This window comes from Streptomyces luteolus, from assembly GCF_029968015.1.
Lineage (GTDB): Bacteria > Actinomycetota > Actinomycetes > Streptomycetales > Streptomycetaceae > Streptomyces > Streptomyces luteolus.
Map to the genome: position 1 here is coordinate 44,775 of NZ_JASCIS010000046.1, position 19,420 is coordinate 64,194.

Annotated in this window: 16 protein-coding genes, 1 tRNA gene and 1 pseudogene; 11 read left to right on the forward strand and 7 right to left on the reverse strand. The window is 71.5% G+C overall.

What is annotated here, in order from left to right; translation table 11 throughout:
* Positions 1 to 12 precede the first annotated feature (12 nt).
* Positions 13 to 1,830: a glutamine--fructose-6-phosphate transaminase (isomerizing) gene (gene glmS / locus QIT00_RS31550; protein WP_282538879.1), complete on the forward strand. Its 1,818-nt coding sequence runs from the start codon at positions 13 to 15 to the stop codon at positions 1,828 to 1,830.
* A 251-nt stretch (positions 1,831 to 2,081) separates the two neighbouring features.
* Here the strand turns inward: glmS and QIT00_RS31555 are convergent, their stop codons facing one another.
* Positions 2,082 to 2,603, reverse strand: a complete 522-nt coding sequence (locus QIT00_RS31555; protein WP_282538880.1) for a universal stress protein — start codon at positions 2,601 to 2,603, stop codon at positions 2,082 to 2,084.
* A gap of 366 nt (positions 2,604 to 2,969) precedes the next feature.
* Between QIT00_RS31555 and QIT00_RS31560 the strand changes: the two genes are divergently transcribed.
* The 4 genes from QIT00_RS31560 (at position 2,970) to QIT00_RS31575 (ending at position 5,728) form a co-directional block, all read left to right on the forward strand.
* Positions 2,970 to 3,275, forward strand: a complete 306-nt coding sequence (locus QIT00_RS31560) for a hypothetical protein (RefSeq protein WP_282538881.1) — start codon at positions 2,970 to 2,972, stop codon at positions 3,273 to 3,275.
* A 419-nt stretch (positions 3,276 to 3,694) separates the two neighbouring features.
* Positions 3,695 to 4,903 carry a helix-turn-helix domain-containing protein gene (locus QIT00_RS31565; protein WP_282538882.1) on the forward strand — a complete coding sequence of 403 codons (1,209 nt, stop codon included), beginning with the start codon at positions 3,695 to 3,697 and terminating at the stop codon, positions 4,901 to 4,903.
* Between the two features lie 5 nt (positions 4,904 to 4,908).
* Positions 4,909 to 5,520: an oligoribonuclease gene (orn, locus tag QIT00_RS31570; protein WP_282538883.1), complete on the forward strand. Its 612-nt coding sequence runs from the start codon at positions 4,909 to 4,911 to the stop codon at positions 5,518 to 5,520.
* A gap of 135 nt (positions 5,521 to 5,655) precedes the next feature.
* Positions 5,656 to 5,728: transfer RNA gene (locus QIT00_RS31575), tRNA-His, on the forward strand.
* Positions 5,729 to 5,813: 85 nt separating this feature from the next.
* On the opposite strand, the gene QIT00_RS31580 is transcribed toward QIT00_RS31575, so the two are convergent.
* Complete coding sequence (locus QIT00_RS31580; protein WP_282538884.1) at positions 5,814 to 6,875, reverse strand: LacI family DNA-binding transcriptional regulator; 1,062 nt, start codon at positions 6,873 to 6,875, stop codon at positions 5,814 to 5,816.
* Between the two features lie 271 nt (positions 6,876 to 7,146).
* Between QIT00_RS31580 and QIT00_RS31585 the strand changes: the two genes are divergently transcribed.
* From QIT00_RS31585 to QIT00_RS31600, 4 genes are all read left to right on the forward strand, one after another.
* Positions 7,147 to 8,469 (forward strand): ABC transporter substrate-binding protein, encoded by a 1,323-nt coding sequence (locus QIT00_RS31585; RefSeq protein ID WP_282538885.1) that lies wholly within the window; start codon positions 7,147 to 7,149, stop codon positions 8,467 to 8,469.
* A 3-nt stretch (positions 8,470 to 8,472) separates the two neighbouring features.
* Positions 8,473 to 9,507 carry a carbohydrate ABC transporter permease gene (locus QIT00_RS31590; RefSeq protein ID WP_282538886.1) on the forward strand — a complete coding sequence of 345 codons (1,035 nt, stop codon included), beginning with the start codon at positions 8,473 to 8,475 and terminating at the stop codon, positions 9,505 to 9,507.
* Entirely contained in the window at positions 9,504 to 10,391 is an 888-nt protein-coding gene (locus QIT00_RS31595) for a carbohydrate ABC transporter permease (RefSeq protein WP_282538887.1), read from the forward strand. The genes QIT00_RS31590 and QIT00_RS31595 overlap by 4 nt, the downstream gene beginning before the upstream one ends.
* Positions 10,392 to 10,506: 115 nt before the next feature.
* Positions 10,507 to 11,925 (forward strand): GH1 family beta-glucosidase, encoded by a 1,419-nt coding sequence (locus QIT00_RS31600; protein ID WP_282538888.1) that lies wholly within the window; start codon positions 10,507 to 10,509, stop codon positions 11,923 to 11,925.
* Positions 11,926 to 12,210: 285 nt separating this feature from the next.
* Here QIT00_RS31600 and QIT00_RS31605 read toward each other — a convergent pair.
* The 3 genes and pseudogenes from QIT00_RS31605 to QIT00_RS31615 form a co-directional block, all read right to left on the reverse strand.
* Positions 12,211 to 13,113, reverse strand: a pseudogene (locus tag QIT00_RS31605) (chitinase); the annotation flags it as partial.
* 266 nt (positions 13,114 to 13,379) lie between these two features.
* The gene (locus QIT00_RS31610) at positions 13,380 to 14,771 is read right to left on the reverse strand and encodes a HAMP domain-containing sensor histidine kinase (protein ID WP_282538890.1); all 1,392 of its coding nucleotides are present in this window, start codon (positions 14,769 to 14,771) and stop codon (positions 13,380 to 13,382) included.
* The gene (locus QIT00_RS31615; RefSeq protein ID WP_282538891.1) at positions 14,768 to 15,481 is read right to left on the reverse strand and encodes a response regulator transcription factor; all 714 of its coding nucleotides are present in this window, start codon (positions 15,479 to 15,481) and stop codon (positions 14,768 to 14,770) included. Before QIT00_RS31615 ends, QIT00_RS31610 begins: the two co-directional genes overlap by 4 nt.
* 89 nt (positions 15,482 to 15,570) lie before the next feature.
* Here QIT00_RS31615 and QIT00_RS31620 point away from each other — a divergent pair, with 89 nt between their 5' ends.
* Positions 15,571 to 16,113, forward strand: a complete 543-nt coding sequence (locus tag QIT00_RS31620; RefSeq protein WP_282538892.1) for a hypothetical protein — start codon at positions 15,571 to 15,573, stop codon at positions 16,111 to 16,113.
* A 147-nt stretch (positions 16,114 to 16,260) separates the two neighbouring features.
* Here QIT00_RS31620 and QIT00_RS31625 read toward each other — a convergent pair whose 3' ends face one another.
* Together QIT00_RS31625 and QIT00_RS31630 are read right to left on the reverse strand one after the other, a co-directional pair.
* On the reverse strand, positions 16,261 to 17,112 hold the full coding sequence (locus QIT00_RS31625) for a spermidine synthase (protein WP_282538893.1): 852 nt from the start codon (positions 17,110 to 17,112) through the stop codon (positions 16,261 to 16,263).
* A 65-nt stretch (positions 17,113 to 17,177) separates the two neighbouring features.
* On the reverse strand, positions 17,178 to 17,552 hold the full coding sequence (locus QIT00_RS31630; RefSeq protein ID WP_282538894.1) for a hypothetical protein: 375 nt from the start codon (positions 17,550 to 17,552) through the stop codon (positions 17,178 to 17,180).
* 274 nt (positions 17,553 to 17,826) lie between these two features.
* On the opposite strand from QIT00_RS31630, the gene QIT00_RS31635 reads away from it, so the two are divergent.
* Positions 17,827 to 19,323, forward strand: a complete 1,497-nt coding sequence (locus QIT00_RS31635) for a hypothetical protein (protein WP_282538895.1) — start codon at positions 17,827 to 17,829, stop codon at positions 19,321 to 19,323.
* Positions 19,324 to 19,420: the final 97 nt, after the last annotated feature.

Consider the following 19,420-nt stretch of genomic DNA (forward strand, 5'->3'; position numbering starts at 1 on the left):
AAACACACCCAAATGTGCGGAATCGTCGGATATATCGGCAAGCGTGACGTGGCCCCCCTTCTGCTCGAAGGCCTGCAGCGCCTGGAGTACCGCGGCTACGACTCGGCCGGCGTCGTCGTCACCAGCCCCAAGGCCTCCGGCCTGAAGATGGTCAAGGCCAAGGGCCGCGTCCGCGACCTGGAGGCCCGCGTCCCCAAGCGCTTCGCCGGCACCACCGGCATCGCCCACACCCGCTGGGCCACCCACGGCGCCCCCTCCGACGAGAACGCGCACCCGCACCTGGACGCCGAGGGCAAGGTCGCCGTCGTCCACAACGGCATCATCGACAACGCCTCCGACCTGCGCGCCAAACTCACCGCCGAGGGCGTCGAGTTCCTCTCCGAGACCGACACCGAGGTCCTCACCCACCTGATCGCCCGCAGCGACGCGGACAGCCTGGAGGAGAAGGTCCGCCAGTCCCTGAAGCTGATCGAGGGCACGTACGGCGTCGCCGTCCTGCACGCCGACTTCCCGGACCGCATCGTCGTCGCCCGCAACGGCTCCCCGGTCGTCCTCGGCATCGGCGAGAAGGAGATGTTCGTCGCCTCGGACGTCGCCGCGCTCGTCTCCCACACCCGCCAGATCGTCACCCTGGACGACGGCGAGATGGCCACGATCAAGGCCGACGACTTCCGTACGTACACCACCTCGGGCACCCGCACGACCGCCGAGCCCACCACCGTGGAGTGGGAGGCCGAGTCGTACGACATGGGCGGCCATGACACGTACATGCACAAGGAGATCAGCGAGCAGCCCGACGCCGTGGACCGCGTCCTGCGCGGCCGGATCGACGACCGCTTCTCCACGGTGCACCTCGGCGGCCTCAACCTGGACGCCCGCGAGGCCCGCACCATCCGCCGCATCAAGATCCTCGGCTGCGGCACCTCGTACCACGCGGGCCTGATCGGCGCCGGCCTCATCGAGTCGCTCGCCCGCGTCCCCGCCGACGCCGAGCCCGCCTCGGAGTTCCGCTACCGCAATCCGGTCGTCGACCCCGACACCCTCTACGTCGCGGTCTCCCAGTCCGGGGAGACGTACGACGTGCTCGCCGCCGTGCAGGAGCTGAAGCGCAAGGGCGCCCGCGTCCTCGGTGTCGTCAACGTGGTCGGCTCGGCCATCGCCCGCGAGGCCGACGGCGGCATGTACGTGCACGCCGGGCCCGAGGTCTGCGTCGTCTCCACCAAGTGCTTCACCAACACCGTCGTCGCGTTCGCGCTGCTCGCCCTGCACCTGGGCCGGATCCGCGACCTGTCGGTCTCCGACGGCAAGCGGATCATCGAGGGCCTGCGCAAGCTGCCCGAGCAGATCTCCGAGATCCTGGAGTCGGAGGCCGAGATCAAGAAGCTCGCCGACCAGTACGCCGACGCCAAGTCGATGATGTTCATCGGCCGGGTGCGCGGCTACCCGGTCGCCCTTGAGGCCTCGCTCAAGCTCAAGGAGATCTCGTACATCCACGCCGAGGCGTACCCCGCCTCGGAGTTGAAGCACGGCCCGCTCGCCCTGATCGAGCCCGCCCTGCCGACCGTCGCGATCGTCCCGGACGACGACCTGCTTGAGAAGAACCGCGCCGCCCTGGAGGAGATCAAGGCCCGCAGCGGCCGCATCCTCGCCGTCGCGCACCAGGAGCAGGAGAAGGCCGACCACACCATCGTCGTCCCGAAGAACGAGCCGGAGCTGGACCCGATCCTCATGGGCATCCCGCTCCAACTCCTCGCCTACCACACGGCGTTGAGCCTTGGCCGGGACATCGACAAGCCGCGCAACCTGGCCAAGTCGGTCACCGTCGAGTAGGAGCCCGCGACGTGAACGACCCCCTGTGTGCGCCACCTTGCACACAGGGGGTCGTTCTTTCGGGTGGCCGGGGTCGCCCATTACCCCGGCCCTGGACGCTGCCTCAGCCGGCGGCCGTCACCCTCCGGCCCGGCAGCACGCTCCGTGACATACGTACCCTTCACAAAGGCACAAAGCACCTCTACGCGCGGGTAGTTTCAGCGGGTACGTAACGAACTCGCCGCCGGAAGACGGGTATTGGGGGACTCGCGTTACGGAATGACGATCACGGGGCGCTGCGCCCGGCGTGCGAGCCGGCCCGCGACCGAGCCGAAGATGCGGCCCACGAGGCCGTGCGTGGAGCCGACGACGATCGCGTCCGCCTCGTACTCCCGGCCGACCTCTTCGAGTTCGTGGCAGATGTCCCCGCCGCGCTCGACCAGGATCCACGGCACCTCGGAGAGGTACTCCGCGCAGGCCAGTTCGAGGCCGAGCACCTCGGTGCGGTGGTCCGGGACGTCGACGAAGACCGGGGGTTCGCAGCCCGCCCACACCGTGGTGGGCAGCCGGTTGGCGACGTGCACGATGATCAGGCCCGAGCCGGAGCGGCTGGCCATGCCGATGGCGTACGCGAGGGCGCGTTCACTGGACGTGGAGCCGTCGAAGCCGACGACTACGCCGTGCTTGAAGGCGGGATCGCAGGAATGGCGCGGTTGGGGCTCCGCCCGCGGCGTCGAAGGATCGGCGACCTGCCGCTTGCGGTCTGCGGGTTCGGGGAATTCGTGACCGGCCATCGGTGTCTCGGCTGAAGGAAGTCCTCGGTGAGAGGGGCGACTTTTCATCGGGTTCATCGAGCAGGAGCGGCACACGGCCTGAAGCCGTGGCCGGGAAACATCTTCCCAACCCCATACCCCCAAGGGTACGGCGACACTCCTCTCCTGCCCAGGTCCCGAGGCGGCGTCCGCCGCGTTCCCCGGGAGCATGCACGAGCCCGCCCGGTATCGCAACGGTCGCTGCCCCGTACAGGCTTCTGCCCCCAAGCCGTTACCCGCACGTCGGCGAGATATGCCACGTCCTCACCACGGGCGGTGACCACCCCAGTGACCTGGCCGCTTCGCCGCGCGTTGAAGGCGTGAACCCGAGCCCCAGGGAGCAACCCCGTGCCAAGGCCGCACCCCGCGTCCACCCCCGATCCTCCTGCCCGCACCTCCTCGGGGGACGTCGTCGCCTGGGCCGCGTTCAGCTGCGTACTCGTCCCGGTGGTGCTTGTCGTGTACGGGACGTCGATCGGCGGGGCCGTCTGGGCGGCGCTCGGGCTCGTGGCGGTCACCGGGGTCTGCCGGATACTGCTCCGTAGGTCCGAGCGGAGCGCCGCCAGTTTGCTCGCGGAACAGAACGGGACGCCGGACGAGGCCGAGAGGCCGGGCGGAGCCCACGCCCGGCAGGGCGATCGGCGGGCGGCCTGAACCGCTCGCACCGTGGACGTGAATGAGCCGGGCCCTTTCGCTTCTTTTCAGCCAAACTGGCGGCGGCGTGTCCCCCGTGGTCCACCCCTCCCCCAACACCCGTTTCAGCAGCGCCACATGCCCTCCGGAAGGCCTCTTGCCCCTACGGGGACCGGCCACCGGCCCACTGCACCCTTCCGCGGAACGCGCTTGAGTGCCACGCTTCGTGATCGAAAGCTTCACGCCACCTTGCATTGTCGACATTGAGCCTGGTGCTGAACTGGTCACGAGGACGCTACGAGACACAGTAGATTCGATCATGACCGTCTGGGCGGGGGACTCGTGCAGGACCGAGGGGCTGTGAAGTCTAGAAGCAGTGTGCAAGAGCGACAGGCCCGGCAAGTGAGGGGCGCCGCGACCACCGAGGGGGGCTTAGCACCGTGACCCACGACTCCGCAGCCGCACCGGAGGGCGCAGTGCGCAAGCTCTCCGGGCGCCGGCGCAGAGAAATCGTCGCCGTGCTGCTGTTCAGCGGCGGACCCATCTTCGAGAGCTCCATACCGCTCTCCGTCTTCGGCATCGACCGCCAGGACGCCGGAGTGCCGCGGTACCGACTTCTCGTGTGCGCGGGCGAGGACGGCCCGCTGCGCACCACGGGGGGACTCGAACTCACCGCGCCCCACGGCCTGGAGGCCATCGCGCGGGCGGGCACGGTCGTCGTGCCGGCCTGGCGCTCGATCACCTCACCACCGCCGGAGGAAGCCCTCGACGCGCTGCGCCGGGCGCACGAAGAAGGCGCGCGCATCGTCGGGTTGTGCACCGGAGCGTTCGTCCTCGCGGCCGCCGGCCTGCTCGACGGCCGCCCCGCCACCACCCACTGGATGTACGCACCGACGCTCGCCAAGCGCTACCCGTCCGTCCACGTCGACCCGCGCGAACTCTTCGTGGACGACGGGGACGTCCTCACCTCGGCGGGCACGGCCGCGGGCATCGACCTGTGCCTGCACATCGTGCGCACCGACCACGGCACGGAGGCCGCCGGGGCACTCGCCCGCAGGCTCGTCGTGCCACCCCGGCGCACCGGCGGCCAGGAGCGCTACCTCGACAGGTCTTTACCGGAGGAGATCGGCGCCGACCCGCTCGCCGAGGTCGTCGCCTGGGCCCTGGAGCACCTCCACGAGCAGTTCGACGTGGAGACGCTCGCGGCGCGCGCGTACATGAGCCGGCGGACCTTCGACCGCAGGTTCCGCTCGCTCACCGGAAGCGCCCCCCTGCAGTGGCTGATCACCCAGCGGGTACTGCAGGCCCAACGGCTCCTGGAGACCTCCGACTACTCCGTCGACGAGGTCGCCGGACGCTGCGGGTTCCGCTCGCCGGTGGCGCTGCGCGGCCACTTCCGCCGCCAGCTCGGCTCCTCGCCCGCCGCCTACCGGGCCGCGTACCGCGCCCGCAGGCCGCAGAACGAGAAGCCGGCCGACGTGGTGGAGGGCCCAGGACCGCTGCCCTCGCAGTCCCGGCGCGCGGCCGCGGCCGGCTCGTTCGGGCTGCCGGGCGCCACGGCCGCGGCCGACACCGGCAGACACGCCTCCGATCTGTATGCCGCCGCTCGCGCGACGCTCCCCGGTCAGCGGGAACGCCCCGTAGGGTGAGACGCATGAACGATCGCATGGTGTGGATCGACTGCGAGATGACCGGGCTCTCGCTGACGGACGACGCACTTATCGAGGTGGCCGCGCTGGTCACCGACTCGGAGCTCAACGTGCTCGGCGAAGGCGTGGACATCGTGATCCGCCCGCCGGACGCGGCCCTCGGGACGATGCCCGAGGTGGTGCGCACCATGCACACCGCCTCGGGCCTCCTCGACGAGCTGGCGTCCGGCACCACCCTCGCCGACGCCGAGGAGCAGGTGCTCGCGTACGTACGTGAGCACGTCAAGGAGCCCGGCAAGGCGCCGCTCTGCGGGAACTCGGTCGGCACCGACCGCGGCTTCCTGCTGCGGGACATGCCGACCCTGGAGGACTACCTGCACTACCGCATCGTGGACGTCTCCTCCATCAAGGAGCTGTCCCGGCGCTGGTACCCGCGGGCGTACTTCAACAGCCCGGAGAAGAACGGCAACCACCGGGCCCTCTCCGACATCCGCGAGTCCATCGCGGAGCTGCGGTACTACCGCGAGGCGGTCTTCGTCCCGCAGCCCGGCCCGGACTCGGACACGGCCAAGGCCATCGCGGCGAAGTACGTGCTGCCCGCCGAGCCCGCCGAGTAGCGGTTCCGCTCGCCCGGAAGCCGGTGATCGGGGTGCCTGCGGGCCCCGATCCCGGCCCCCGGAAAAGGCGGGCGCGAGCACCCCTTCGGACCCTGTACACTTTTTCTCGGCCGGTCGGAAAAACGACCGGTCATGGTGGGTGTAGCTCAGTTGGTAGAGCACCTGGTTGTGGTCCAGGTGGCCGCGGGTTCAAGTCCCGTCACTCACCCTCAAGGATCAAGGTCCGGCCGAAAGGCCGGACCTTGATGCGTTTCCGGCCCTCACGCGCGACGAGGGCGACGAGGGCCCAGGGCTCACGACGAGTCCCGCACGACCAGTTCCGTGGCCAGCACCAGCTGGCGCCGCTCCCCCGTCGCCGAGGCCGGGCGGTCAGCCGAGCGGTGGGCGATCTCGTCCAGGAGCAGCCGCGTCATCTCCCGGCCCATCTCCGCGATCGGCTGCCGCACGCTCGTCAGGGTCGGCTCCATATGGCGGGCGATCACCGAGTCGTCGTACCCGACGAGGGCCACGTCCTGAGGTATTCGGCGGCCCGCCTCCCGCAGCACCAGCCGGGCTCCGCCCGCCATCACGTCGGAGCCCGCGAAGACCGCGTCCAGGTCCGGGCGGCGGGCGAGCAGCTCGGCCATCGCGCGGCGGCCGCCCTCCTCCGTGAAGTCGCCCGCCGCGACCAACTCCGGGTCGGCCGCGCGGCCCGCCGCCTCCAGGGCCGCGAGGCAGCCCTCGTGGCGGCGGCGCGCTCCGTACACGTCGAGCGGCCCGGTGATTAGGGCGATCGTGCGGCGGCCGCGCTCGACGAGGTGCTCCACGGCCGCCCGGCCGCCGCCGAAGTTGTCCGAGTCCACCGACGGCAGCCGCTCGTCGGCGCTGCGTCGGCCGCTGATCACCGCCGGGACGCCCAGCTGGTCCACCAGGTCGGGCAGCGGATCGCCCGCGTGCACCGAGACGAGGAGCACGCCGTCCACGCGCTGCGCGCCGAGGTACTGGGCGAGGCGCCTGCGCTCCTTGTGGCCGCCCGCGAACGTGAGCAGCAGCTGCACCTCGGTCTCGGCGAGGGCCTGGCCGACGCCCTGGATGATCTCGGAGAAGTACGGCTCGGCGAAGAAGCGCCGCTCCGGCTCGGGTACGACCAGGGCGATGGCGTCGGTACGGTCGGCGGCCAGGGCGCGGGCCGCCGTGTTCGGTACGTATCCCAGCTCCGCCACGGCCGCCTCGACCAGGGCCCTGGTCCGGTCGCTCACCCGGGGCGAGCCGTTGATCACGCGGGACACCGTGCCGCGGCCCACCCCCGCGCGCTCCGCCACCTGCTCCAGGGTGGGCCGCCGCCCGCCCCTGCCACGCGGCTCTCGCACCGCCATGCCTGCCTCCCCACCGAAACCGACCGCCCGGGAACCCGCACCGGGATGACCGGAACCTAACAGCCGGGTAACCGAACGAACTCCCGACGTCGGTCGCCTTGACACCCCCCTGGGGAGCCGCAACGCTTCAACACATCACGGTGGGAGCGCTCCCACCGTACCGGACGCATACACAACCCGCACGTTCCCCGCCCGAGCCGGCGCTCCAACGACCTTGCTGCTGACAGAAGTTGGACGTTTCCCGGCACCTCTGGGCACATTGGAGGACGCAATGCGCACCACGACCCGTACGCGGGCGGTGGCCCTGGCTGCCGTCGTCACCCTCGGCGTCTCGCTGCTCGGCGGCTGCGCCGAGGACCCCGGTGAATCCGGTGCCTCGTCCGGCGGTGGCGACGGCGCCGGGAAGACCACGCTGACCGTCGGGGTCTTCGGGGTGTTCGGCCTGAAGGAGGCCGGGCTCTACGACGAGTACATGGAGCAGAACCCGGACGTCGTCATCAAGCAGACCTCCATCGAGCGCAACGAGAACTACTACCCGCAGCTGCTCACCCACCTCGGCTCAGGCAGCGGGCTCGCCGACATCCAGGCCGTCGAGGTCAACAACATCGCGGAGATCGTCGCGACCCAGTCCGACAAGCTCGTCGACCTCGGCAAGGCGCCCGGCGTCTCGAAGGACGCGTATCTGGACTGGAAGTGGCAGCAGGGGACGACGAAGGACGGCGCCACCGTCGGGCTCGGCACCGACATCGGGCCGCAGGGGATCTGCTACCGCAAGGACCTGTTCGAGAAGGCCGGGCTGCCCACCGACCGCGAGGCCGTCGGCAAGCTGTGGGCGGGCGACTGGGAGAAGTACCTGGAGGTCGGCAAGGAGTTCAAGAAGAAGGCGCCCGAGGGCAAGGCGTTCGTCGACTCCGCCGCCGGCGTGATGGCCGCCGTCACGGGCAGCTACGAGGAACGCTTCTACGACAAGTCCGGCGAGGTCGTCTACAAGTCCAACCCGCGCGTCAAAGAGGCCTGGGACCTCGCCGCCGAGTTCGCCACCGAGGGCCTGACCGCCAAACTCCAGCAGTTCCAGCCGACTTGGGACCAGGGGTACGCGAACGGCACCTTCGCCACCGTGTCCTGCCCCGCCTGGATGCTCGGCTACATCAAGTCCAAGGCGGGCGAGAAGGGCGCCGACCAGTGGGACGTCGCGCAGGCGCCGAAGCCCGGCAACTGGGGCGGGTCGTTCCTCACCGTGCCGAAGGCCGGGAAGAACACCGAGGAGGCGGCCGAGCTCGCCGCCTGGCTGACCGCGCCCGAGCAGCAGGCCAAGCTCTTCGACCAGCAGGGCAGCTTCCCGAGCGCCTCGGCCGCGTACGACCTGCCGGTGGTGGCCGGCTCGAAGAGCGCGTACTTCGACGACGCCCCCATCGGCAAGATCTTCGCCAAGGCCGCCGAGGGCGCGCCCGTGCAGATCCTCGGCCCGAAGGACCTGATCATCGCCCAGAACCTGGCGGACGTCGGCATGCTCCAGGTCGACCAGAAGGGCACCTCGCCCGAGGACGGCTGGAAGGCCGCCGTGAAGGCGATCGACAACGCGCTGGACCAGTGACCGATGGCCAGTGAATCCCAGGCAGCCGCGCCCGCCCGGGGGGAGGAGGGCGCGGCCCCGGCCGATGCCGTACCGGTCGCGTACCAAGCCGGGCACGCCGCCGAGTCGGAGGCACGCGAGCGGCGCAGCCGGCGCTACCGGCGGGACGTGCGGTGGAGTCCGTACGCGTTCATCGCGCCGTTCTTCGTCTTCTTCGCCGCGTTCGGGCTCTTCCCGCTGCTCTACACCGGCTGGGCCTCGCTGCACCGGGTGGAGCTGACCGCGCCGACGGACATGGAGTGGGTGGGGCTGCGGAACTTCTCGCGGCTGCTCGACGACGACTTCTTCTGGAACGCGCTGCTCAATACGGTCACCATCGGCCTGCTCTCCACGGTTCCGCAGCTGCTCATGGCGCTCGGCATCGCGCATCTCCTCAACTACCGGCTGCGCGGCTCGATGTTCTTCCGGGTCGCGGCACTCACCCCGTACGCGACGTCGGTGGCCGCCGCGACGCTGGTGTTCGTGCTGCTCTTCGGGCGCGACTACGGAATGATCAACTGGGCGCTCGGCCTGGTCGGCTTCGACGGCGTCGACTGGCAGAACGGGGACTGGACGTCCAAGCTCGCGGTCTCCACGATCGTCATCTGGCGCTGGACGGGCTACAACGCGCTGATCTACCTGGCCGCGATGCAGTCCATCCCGGCCGATCTGTACGAGTCGGCGGCGCTCGACGGCGCCTCGCGCTGGCAGCAGTTCCTGCATGTCACCCTGCCCTCGCTGCGGCCGACGATCCTCTTCACCTGCGTGGTGTCGACGATCGGCGCGATCCAGCTCTTCGGTGAGCCTCTGCTGTTCAACGGCAGCGCGGGCGCAAGCGGCGGCCCGAGCCATCAGTTCCAGACCCTCGGCCTCTATCTGTACGAGCAGGGCTGGGTGAATCTGCACCTCGGCCGGGCCTCGGCCATCGCCTGGACGATGTTCCTGATCCTGCTGCTCATCGGCGCGGTCAACTGGCTGATCGTCCACCGGCTGCGCAAGAACGAGAGGGGCGCCGCATGAGTGCCGTCGTGAAGTCCCTTGCCGACAGGGGCCGTTCGGCGGGGCGGGGGCCACGGGCCGGACGGCAGCTGCACGGCGGGCGGTGGACGTACGCGGTCCTGATCGTGTTCACCGCGGTCTCGCTCTTCCCGCTGGTGTGGACGGCGATCGCCGCGTCGCGCAACAACACGCGCCTTGCGCAGACGCCGCCGCCGTTCTGGTTCGGGAGCAATCTCTTCAAGAACCTGGAGATCGCCTGGACCGACGCCAACATGGGCACGGCCCTGCTGAACACCACGGTGGTGGCCGGTTCGATCGCCGCCGGCACGGTGCTGTTCTCCACGCTCGCCGGCTTCGCCTTCGCCAAGCTGCGCTTCCGCTTCAAGAACCTTCTGATGCTTCTGGTGATCGGCACGATGATGGTGCCGCCCCAACTCGGCGTCGTACCACTCTACATGCTGATCGCCGAGCTGCGGTGGACGGACCATCTGCAGGCCGTGATCCTGCCGACGCTGGTCAGCGCTTTCGGGGTGTTCTTCATGCGGCAGTACCTGCTGCAGGCGCTGCCGAGCGAGCTGATCGAGGCGGCGCGGGTGGACGGGGCGAACAGTCTGCGGGTGGTCTGGCACATCGTGTTTCCGGCTGCGCGGCCCGCGATGGCCGTGCTCGCGATGCTCACCTTCGTCCAGGCGTGGAACGACTTCTTCTGGCCGATCATCGCCCTGACACAGAACGGCAGTCCGACCGTGCAGGTCGCCCTGACCGGGCTCGGCCGCGGCTACATCCCCGACCAGTCGGTGATCATGGCGGGCGCCCTGCTCGGCACGCTGCCGCTGCTCGTCGCCTTCGTGATCTTCGGCAAGCAGATCGTCGGGGGGATCATGCAGGGCGCGGTCAAGGGCTGACGCCTCCTTCCCTCTCCTTCCCTTCAGTGTCCGTACGACGTTTGGGAGCGCTCCCGTGACCTCAGTAGCAGTCTCTGCCTCTGCCTCCACCTCAGCTTCCGCCTCCGCCTCCGCCGTGGCGACCCGGTTTCCGCCCGGCTTTCTGTGGGGCGCCGCGACCGCCGCGTACCAGATCGAGGGGGCCGTCCAGGAGGGCGGCCGGACGCCGTCGATCTGGGACACCTTCAGCCGTACGCCGGGAAAGGTGCTCGGCGGCGACACCGGGGACGTGGCCTGCGACCACTTCCACCGCTGGCGCGAGGACGTCCGGCTGATGGCCGAACTCGGCCTGGGCGCCTACCGGTTCTCGGTGTCCTGGCCGCGCGTGCAGCCCACCGGCCGAGGCCCCGCCGTGCAGCGCGGCCTCGACTTCTACCGCGAGCTCGTCGACGAGCTGCTCGCCCACGGCATCCAGCCGATGGCCACCCTCTACCACTGGGACCTGCCGCAGGACCTGGAGACGTCCTTCCCCAGCGGCTCGGCCGCGGGCGGCGGCTGGCCGGAGCGGGACACGGCGTACCGCTTCGCCGAGTACGCGGGGATCGTGGCCGAGGCGCTCGGCGACCGGGTCGAGCGGTGGACGACGCTCAACGAGCCGTGGTGCAGCGCGTTTCTGGGGTACGGCTCCGGGGTGCACGCGCCGGGGCGCACCGACCCGGTCGCCGCGCTGCGGGCGGCGCACCACCTGAACCTCGCGCACGGGCTCGGCGCGCAGGCGCTGCGCGCGGCGCTGCCCGCGCGGGCGCAGGTCGGGATCTGCCTCAACCCGAGCGCGGTGCGCGCGCGGACGGACGCGCCGGAGGACCTGGACGCGCGCCGGCGCATCGACGCGCTCGCCAACCGGGTGTTCACGGGGCCGCTCCTGAAGGGCGCGTACCCCTCCGATCTGCTCGCGGACACCGCGGGCCTGACGGACTGGTCCTTCGTACGGCCCAGGGACCTCGCGGCCATCAGGCAGCCGCTCGACTTCCTCGGCATCAACTACTACACGCCCGCCGTGGTCTCCGCCGCCACCGATCCGGCCGCCCCGCGCCACGACGGGCACAACGCCGGCGAGCACTCGCCCTGGCCGGGCGCGGACGGGGTGGCCTTCCACCGCGTGCCGGGTGAACTCACCGCCATGGACTGGGCGGTGGACCCGAGCGGCCTGGTCGACCTGCTCACCCGGTACACCGCGGAGGCCCCCGGGGTCCCGCTGTACGTCACCGAGAACGGCGCGGCGTACGAGGACTCCGTGGACGCCGAGGGCCGCGTCCACGATCCCGACCGCATCCGCTATCTGCACGCCCACCTGGCGGCGGTGCACGAGGCCCTTCGGGCGGGCGCGGACGTGCGCGGCTATTTCCTGTGGTCGCTGCTCGACAATTTCGAGTGGGCGTACGGCTACAGCAAGCGGTTCGGGGCGGTGTACGTGGACTACGGGACGCAGGAGCGGACGGTGAAGTCGAGTGGGCGGTGGTATGCGGGGGTGGCGGCCACCGGAAAGCTTCCATAACCGGGGCTCCGCCCCGGACCCCGTTCTCGGCTGTCTTTCGGCTGTCGCGCCGTCGTGGCTGGTCGCGCCCCGCGGCGTAGCCGCTAATGTCACAGCCCCGCGCCCCTTAAAAACCCGCCCCTCCGGGGCAAAATCAGCCCCTCCGGCGTTTGAGGAGCGGGGGTCCGGGGGCGGAGCCCCTGAAGCTGTCCGCAGGACTTTCGGGAAGGGGCGGGGTGGGGAACAAAGAGACGCGCGCCCCGGCCGGGGGGGGGGGAAGACCGGCCGGGGCGCGCCCGTGGGGGGCTACTTGTACGCGCCGAGTGTCTCCGTGAAGTCCAGCGGCTGCTGGTCGATGGAGGAGCAGGTCGGGGAGACCTCCGTCGAGCCGCCCTCGCAGGCCTTGTCACGGGTCGCGGACCACATCGACAGCCACCCGAGCTTCTTCTCCCGCGCGAACTCGACGAGCTGCTCCGCGTCGTCCTGCTTGAAGATCTCCGTCGTGACGTCGTTGACGCCGATCATCGGGGTGACGGCGACCGCCTGCCAGGCCTCCGCGTCCGAGAGCCCGAGCGCGGACTTGATCTGCCCCTGGGTCGCGGTGGCGGCCTGGATCGCGTACTCGCCCATGTCGCCGCTGTAGGCGGGCCCGTAGTCCATCGCCATGATGTTGACGGCGTCCACCCGCACGCCGTTCTTCTTCGCGTCCTCGACCAGCGCGACGCCCGCCTCGGTCAGGCCCTCGGGCATCACGGGCAGCGTGAAGGAGACGTCCAGGTCGGGGTGTTCCTTCTGCAGCGCGGCGATCGCCTGGGCGCGGCGGGTGTTGGCCTCGGTGTCGGGCAGGGCCGCGCCCTCGATGTCGAAGTCGACCTTCTTCAGGTCATACGCCTCGACGACCTTGCCGTACGCCGCCGCCAGCTCCTCGGCGGAGGAGCAGTTGAGGGCCAGCTCGGAGCCGGCCGCGCCGCCGAAGGAGACCCGGACGTCGCCGCCCTTCGCGCGCAGGTCGGCTATCTGGGCGGCGACCGGGTCGTCGCCGAGGGCCGTCTTGCCGCCCCACAGCGGCTCGCAGCCGCCGCCGGAGGTGACGAAGGCCAGGTTGAACTCCTTCACGCCGGTCTTCTCGGCGGTGCCGACCAGGTCGTACGCGGGGGCGAGCGAGGTGTCGACGAAGGGCGCGAAGCGGGCGGTCTCGGCGTCCGCGCCCTGCTCGCCCTTTCCGGCCATCGCGGTCCCGCCGAGCGCGAACGCGGCGCCCCCGGCGACCGCCGCCGCGCAGAGCGCGCCGATCGCCTTGGTCCTGCCGCTGATCCTGCGCCGATGCGTGCTCATGAACGTGCCTGCCTCTGCTGTACGGGAGTGGGGGTGCGGCAGCACGCTAGCGATCCGGAATCCGACAATCGGCATGATCCGGGCGGGGGTTGAGGTTCTTAGGGTGCGCTTAAGGAGGCCATCGGGGGCGGTTAAAGGTGCTACGGCCTGGCGGCGGAGGCCCTCCTGCGGCGTACCGTCCCCCGGTGCCTGCGGCGGCCCGCGGCCGGGCGGCGGCCGTCGAGCTGTATCCAGATGCGGACCTCCGTACCGCCGAGCACGGAGCTGCCGATGCGGACGTCGCCGCCGGTCGCCTCGGCCATCTGCCGGACGATGTCGAGCCCGAGGCCGGTCGAGCCGACGGTGTCGCCCTTGCCGCTGCCGCGGGCGAGCGCGGCCTCCGGGTCGAGGATGCCGGGGCCCGCGTCGGAGACGAGCACGATCACCGCGTCCTCGGCGCTGTGCACGTCGACCGCGAAGCCGGTGCCCTCGGGCGTGTGCCGGAAGACGTTGCCGAGCAGCGCGTCCAGGGAGGCGGTCAGGTCGGGGCGGGCCACCGGGACGTGCACGGGTGTGTCCACCCCGGCGACCCGCACCTTGCGCGACTCGTCCTCGGCGAGCGCCGACCAGAACGCCATCCGCTCCCGGATCACCTCGGCCGCGTCGCAGCCCGCGCCGGGACCGCCGGCCACGGGGGCGGGCTTGGCCTCGCGCGCGGTGCGGATGATCGCGTCGACCTCGGACTCCAGCTGCTCGACGGCGGCCCGGGTCTGGTCGGCGGCCGGGCCCTCGCCGAGGGAGGCCGCGTTGAGCCGGAGCACGGTCAGCGGGGTGCGCAGGCGGTGCGACAGGTCGGCGGCCAACTCCCGTTCGTTGGCGAGGAGTTGGACGACCTGATCGGCCATGGAGTTGAAGGCGACGGCGGCCTGCTTCAGCTCGGTCGGCCCGTCTTCGGGCACACGCGCGGTGAGCTTGCCCTCGCCGAGGTCGTGCGCGGCGCCCGCGAGCCGTTCGGCGGGCTGGATGAGTCGTACGCCGAGCCGGTCCGCGACCGCCACGGAGCCGATGACGAGCGCGACGCCGACGCCCGCGAGCACCAGCCAGGCCGTGGCGACGCCGTTGCTCAACTCGCCCTCGGGCACGAAGACCTCGACGATCGCGATCTCGCCGGAGCCGAGCGCGGTGGGCTGGAGCAGGGCCTTGCCGTCGGGGGCGTCCGCGATGGAGGGGCTGGCGATCTCCCGGGTGCGGTCCAGGTCGGCCTGGGCGGCGCGGCGCCTGCCGATCTCAAGGGCCGGGTCGTCGCCGACGGCCGGGATGTGCACGGCCATCTTCCCGGCGGCGCCCGCCTGGGTGGAGGCGACGGCGCGGGTGAGCTGGTCTCGGTCGGTGGTGATGGAGAGGGTGGGGCCGATGGCGGCGGCCTGGCGCTCGGCGTTGGAGTAGGCGCGGTCGGCGGCCATCTCCCTGATCACCAGGCCGAGCGGCACCGCGAAGGCGACGACGACCATCGTGGTGACGGCCAGGCACACCTTGACCAGAGCCCATCTCACTGCGGGGGCTCCAGCCCGGCCTGTGGGGGCTCCAGCTTGACGCCGACGCCGCGGAGCGTGTGCAGATACCGCGGCCGCGCCGCCGTCTCCCCCAACTTCCGCCGCAGCCAGGACAGATGGACATCGATCGTCTGGTCGTCGCCGTACGACTGCTGCCAGACCTCGGCGAGGAGTTCCTTGCGGGGTACGACGACGCCGGGGCGGCCCGCGAGGAACGTCAGCAGGTCGAACTCGCGCCGGGTGAGGTCGAGCGGGGCCCCGTCGAGTTCGGCCTGGCGGCGCAGCGGGTCGATGGCGAGCCCGCCGACCCGGATGACGCGGGACAGCGGGGCTTCGGCGGCGCCCCCGGCACCGGAGCGGCGAAGCACGGCCGCCATCCGGGCGGAGAGGTGCTCGACGGAGAACGGCTTGGTGAGGTAGTCGTCGGCGCCGTCGTTGAGGAGCCGGACGATCTCGGTCTCGTCGTCCCTCGCCGTGGCGATGATCACGGGTACGTCGGTGATGCCGCGGAGCATCTTCAGCGCCTCGGAGCCGTCCAGATCGGGCAGACCGAGGTCGAGGATCACCACGTCAAAGCGGAAATGGGCGACCTCGCGCAGCGCCTCCAGGGCCGTGCCGACGCTCCGTACGGTGTGGGAGGCATCGGTCAGGTGCCGGATGAGGGCGGAGCGCACGAACTGGTCGTCCTCGACGACGAGCACACTTGCCATGGGCGGCACCGTACGCCATACGGGGGACGGCGGTCACGGGCCGAAGGCCCCGGGACAGGGCCCTGGTCCATGGGGCAGTATGGCCCGCGATGCGGCAACGAGGACTCGTACACGGCCTGGCGTGGACGCTCGCCACTGGGGCGGCGGTCACGCTGTCCTGGTGGGGTGTGCACACGGTGATGTCGGGCACGGCGTACGACCGGCCGCGGGCCCTGCCCCTCACGGGCGCCTCTCAGGACGCACCGCAGGAGGCCCACCCGCAGGCCTCGTCCACGCACCGCCCGCGCGAGACGCCGAAGCCGGGCGGCTCCGAGAAGGCTTCGGCTCCGCCGGAGCGGTCCACGAAGCCGAGGGCACCGTCACCGACCAAGCCCTCGCCGAGCAAGAAGCCCGGCACGGGCTCCCCCTCGGGCAACGTGAAGTCCTACACGGTCGCGGGCGGCCGGGTCGCCTTCGAGATGGGCTCGAAGTCGGCCGAACTGGTCTCGGCGACACCCGACTCGGGCTGGCAGATGCAGGTCTGGAAGCAGCCGGAGTGGATCCGCGTCACGTTCACCCAGGGCGGCCGCGAGGTCTCGGTCTTCTGCACGTGGCACGATCATGCGCCGAGCGTCGAGGTGGACGAGCGCTGAATTTTCCCCTCCCCGCCCCTTCCCGAACCTCCTCAATCGCCGGAGGGGCTCAATTTTGAGCCCCTCCGGCGATTGAGGAGGCCTGTCCGGCAGGACTTTCGGGAAGGGGCGGGGAGGGGAACAAGCAACGCGCCCGCACCCAACCCGTTACCGGAACACCCCCGGCGGCGGAGCCGGGGACGCCGACGCCGTCGCGTCCGTGACGGGCACCGCCCCACCCGTGAAGTCCACCAGCGCCGCCCCCGACTCCACCCGCCCCGGATGCGGATCCCCCGCGATCCGCCGGGTCAGCTCGGCAACGGGCAGCACCAGGTCCGAGGCCAGCAGCACCGCATTGCCGAACCGCTTCCCCCGCAGCACAGCCGGATCCGCGGCGAGCGCCAGCTCGGGGAAGAGCCCGGCCGCGGTGGCGATCTGCCGGCGCAGATGCGCGAGCGGCGGCCCGTCGGCGAGGTTCGCCGCGTAGTGCCCGCCGGGCGCGAGGACACGGCGTACGTCCGTGAGGAACTCGGCGCTCGTCAGGTGCGCCGGTGTGCGGGCGGCGCTGAAGACGTCGGCGATGACCAGGTCGGCCCAGCCGTCGGGGATCCTGGCGAGCCCGTCGCGCGCGTCGACGGACCGCACCCGCACCCGCGCCTGCGGGTCCAACGGCAGCTCGCGGCGGACGAGTTGGACGAGCGCGGCGTCCCGCTCGACCACCTGCTGGGTGGAGCGGGGCCGGGTCGCCGCGACGTACCGGGCGAGCGTGAAGGCACCACCGCCGAGGTGCACGGCACGCACGGGCCGGCCGGCGGGGGCGATCAGATCCACGATGTGGCCGAGCCGACGCTGGTACGCGAAGTCGAGGTGGGCGGGGTCGTCGAGGTCGACGTGGGACTGCGGTGCGCCGTCGACCAGCAGCGTCCACGCGCGCGTGCGGTCCGGGTCCGGGATGAGCTCGGCCAGTCCGCCGTCCACCTCTTCGACGACGGCTTCCGCGTCGCGCTTCCTTCTGGCCATCCGTCCATTATCGACGCCCGTACGGATTCCGGCTCGGCGCCCCGTGCCCGTACAGCCGCAGGGCCTCAACGGCAGCTGTCGGCCGCCTCGATGAGCCGTGCCGCCTCGCCGAGTGCGGCCCGCAGCATCGTCGGATCGGTGACGGGTCCGGTGTCGGCGGGCGGGAGGAGCCAGCCCGCCCCGGCGACCGGCGGCGCGGGGTCGGCGCACCCGAAGGTCTGCGTACAGGCGCTGCCCGGCAGGTCCCAGGCGGCGGCGGTGCCGGGCGGGACCAGGAAGCCGAGGGTGTCGCAGCTGTTGTCGTGCAGGACCGGGCCGACGGCGGGCGCGGGGCCCCGGCGCAGAATGTCCACGGCCTCCAGGCCCTGGCGTGCGGGGACGGTCACCAGGTCGCACAGGTCGCACTCCGAACCGAGCGGCGGACCGTACACCTCCAGCAAGGAAACCCCTCCTCGTCCGCGAAGGCTGCGGTACAGCCCCTTCTCCGCATGGTTCAACGCGGTCCGCTGTCAACGGCTACGGCACAACACCGCCTCAACGGATGGCAGTTCATGGCAGATCCGGCGTGAGATTTCCGGTTTGTAGCTAAACAGTGCGTACCGGTCCTGTCACAGCCGGTACTTTCGTGCCCCGTCGGAGCCGGACCGTTTCGCCCCCTACAGGGGGCGGTGACGGCACACGCTCCGGCACGAACCGCACGAGAGGGTTTGGCCAATGGCGTCGTCACCGATGACATCGTCAGCGGGGTCTCCCCGGCCGAATCTCGCCTTCCGGCGGCTGCGCGGGCAGCTGTCGCCTGGCGAGTTCGCGGCCGCGGTGCGCCGGGCCGGCCTGGAGATCGGTGAGCGGGTCGCCTGCGACGCGCGCTACATCGGCCGGGTCGAGGCAGGCGAGATCCGCTGCCCCAACTACGCGTACGAGCGGGTGTTCCTGCACCTGTTCCCGGGCCGGACGCTGGCCGACCTGGGGTTCGCGCCGCGCGAGTCGGTACGGGGACGGGCCGCGCGGGCCAGGACCGGCCCGAGCGCCGGACACGGTGCGGGACCGTTTCCGCACAACCATGCGGGACCGTTTCCGCACGACCAAGCGGGACCGTTTCCGCACAACCACGCGGGACCGTTTCCGCACGACCACGCGGGACCGTTTCCGCACGACCAGCTGAACGCAGAGCATCCGAGCACCGAGGAGAGCGACGTGCTGCGTCGCGCATTCATGACCGGGAGCACGGCCACCGTGGCCGCCGCCTCCCTGGGGCTCACGGGCCCCCTCACGCCCGAGGCCGCCGCGGCACCCCGCCGGGTCGGCGAGACCGAGGCCGACGCGGTCGAGGAGGCCGTACGCCGCATCAGGCTGCTCGACGACCGGCACGGCGCCGACGGCCTGTACCGCAGGGCGTCACTGCCGCTGCGCAACGCGTTCGCCCTGCTCGACGCGGGCACCGCGCGCCGGGCCACATCGGACCGGCTGCACGCGGGAGCGGGTGAACTGGCCATCTCCGTCGGCTGGTTGGCGCACGACTCGGGCCGTTTCGACGACGCGCGCTCGCACTACGCGGAGGCGCTCGCGACGGCCCGGATGGCGGGCGACGCGTCCCTGGAGGCGCACGCCTTCTGCAACATGTCGTTCCTCGCGCGGGACGCGGGCCGGCCGCGCGAGGCGGTACGGGCGGCGCAGGCGGCGCAGCGTTCGGCGCGGGACCGGGGTTCGATGCGGCTGCTCTCGCTGCTCGCGCTGCGCGAGGCGGGAGCGTACGCGCTGCTCGGTGACCGTTCCGGGTGCGAGCAGGCGCTCGCCCGCGCGCAGGCCCTGTTCAGCCGGGGCGGCACGGACGCGGACCCGGAGTGGATGAGCTTCTACAACGAGGCCGAGCTGGAGGGCCTGGAGGCGCAGTGCTGGTCGGCGCTCGGCCAGTGGGGGCGTGCCGCCCGGCACGCCCAGCGCGCGGCCCATGTCGCCACCACGCAGACCCCGCACTTCACGCGGAACATCGCGCTCTACACCGCCGAGGCGGCCGACGACCTGGCGCGCGCGGGGCGCCCGGACGAGGCGGCGGCGGCGGGCGGCCGCGTCCTCGACCTTCTGGACGAGGTCCAGTCCTCCCGCATCCAGTCGATACTGGCCACCACCGCGCGCGTGCTGCTCCCCCACCGCCGCAACCCCGCGGTCGCGTCCTTCCTCGACCAGCACGCGAACGCACCGCGCCAGGCGTGATTCCTCCCCTCCCCGCCCCTTCCCGAAAGTCCTGCCGGACAGGCCTCCTCAAGCGCCGGAGGGGCTGAAAATTCAGCCCCTCCCGCGAGTGAGGAGC

What these genes read in the sequence shown, in the direction of transcription:
- glmS (WP_282538879.1), top strand. Translation starts at nt 13, where the DNA reads ATGTGCGGAATCGTCGGATATATCGGCAAGCGTGACGTGGCCCCCCTT.
- QIT00_RS31555 (WP_282538880.1), bottom strand. Translation starts at nt 2,603, where the DNA reads ATGGCCGGTCACGAATTCCCCGAACCCGCAGACCGCAAGCGGCAGGTC.
- orn (WP_282538883.1), top strand. Translation starts at nt 4,909, where the DNA reads ATGAACGATCGCATGGTGTGGATCGACTGCGAGATGACCGGGCTCTCG.
- QIT00_RS31580 (WP_282538884.1), bottom strand. Translation starts at nt 6,875, where the DNA reads ATGGCGGTGCGAGAGCCGCGTGGCAGGGGCGGGCGGCGGCCCACCCTG.
- QIT00_RS31585 (WP_282538885.1), top strand. Translation starts at nt 7,147, where the DNA reads ATGCGCACCACGACCCGTACGCGGGCGGTGGCCCTGGCTGCCGTCGTC.
- QIT00_RS31590 (WP_282538886.1), top strand. Translation starts at nt 8,473, where the DNA reads ATGGCCAGTGAATCCCAGGCAGCCGCGCCCGCCCGGGGGGAGGAGGGC.
- QIT00_RS31595 (WP_282538887.1), top strand. Translation starts at nt 9,504, where the DNA reads ATGAGTGCCGTCGTGAAGTCCCTTGCCGACAGGGGCCGTTCGGCGGGG.
- QIT00_RS31615 (WP_282538891.1), bottom strand. Translation starts at nt 15,481, where the DNA reads ATGGCAAGTGTGCTCGTCGTCGAGGACGACCAGTTCGTGCGCTCCGCC.
- QIT00_RS31620 (WP_282538892.1), top strand. Translation starts at nt 15,571, where the DNA reads ATGCGGCAACGAGGACTCGTACACGGCCTGGCGTGGACGCTCGCCACT.
- QIT00_RS31625 (WP_282538893.1), bottom strand. Translation starts at nt 17,112, where the DNA reads ATGGCCAGAAGGAAGCGCGACGCGGAAGCCGTCGTCGAAGAGGTGGAC.
- QIT00_RS31635 (WP_282538895.1), top strand. Translation starts at nt 17,827, where the DNA reads ATGGCGTCGTCACCGATGACATCGTCAGCGGGGTCTCCCCGGCCGAAT.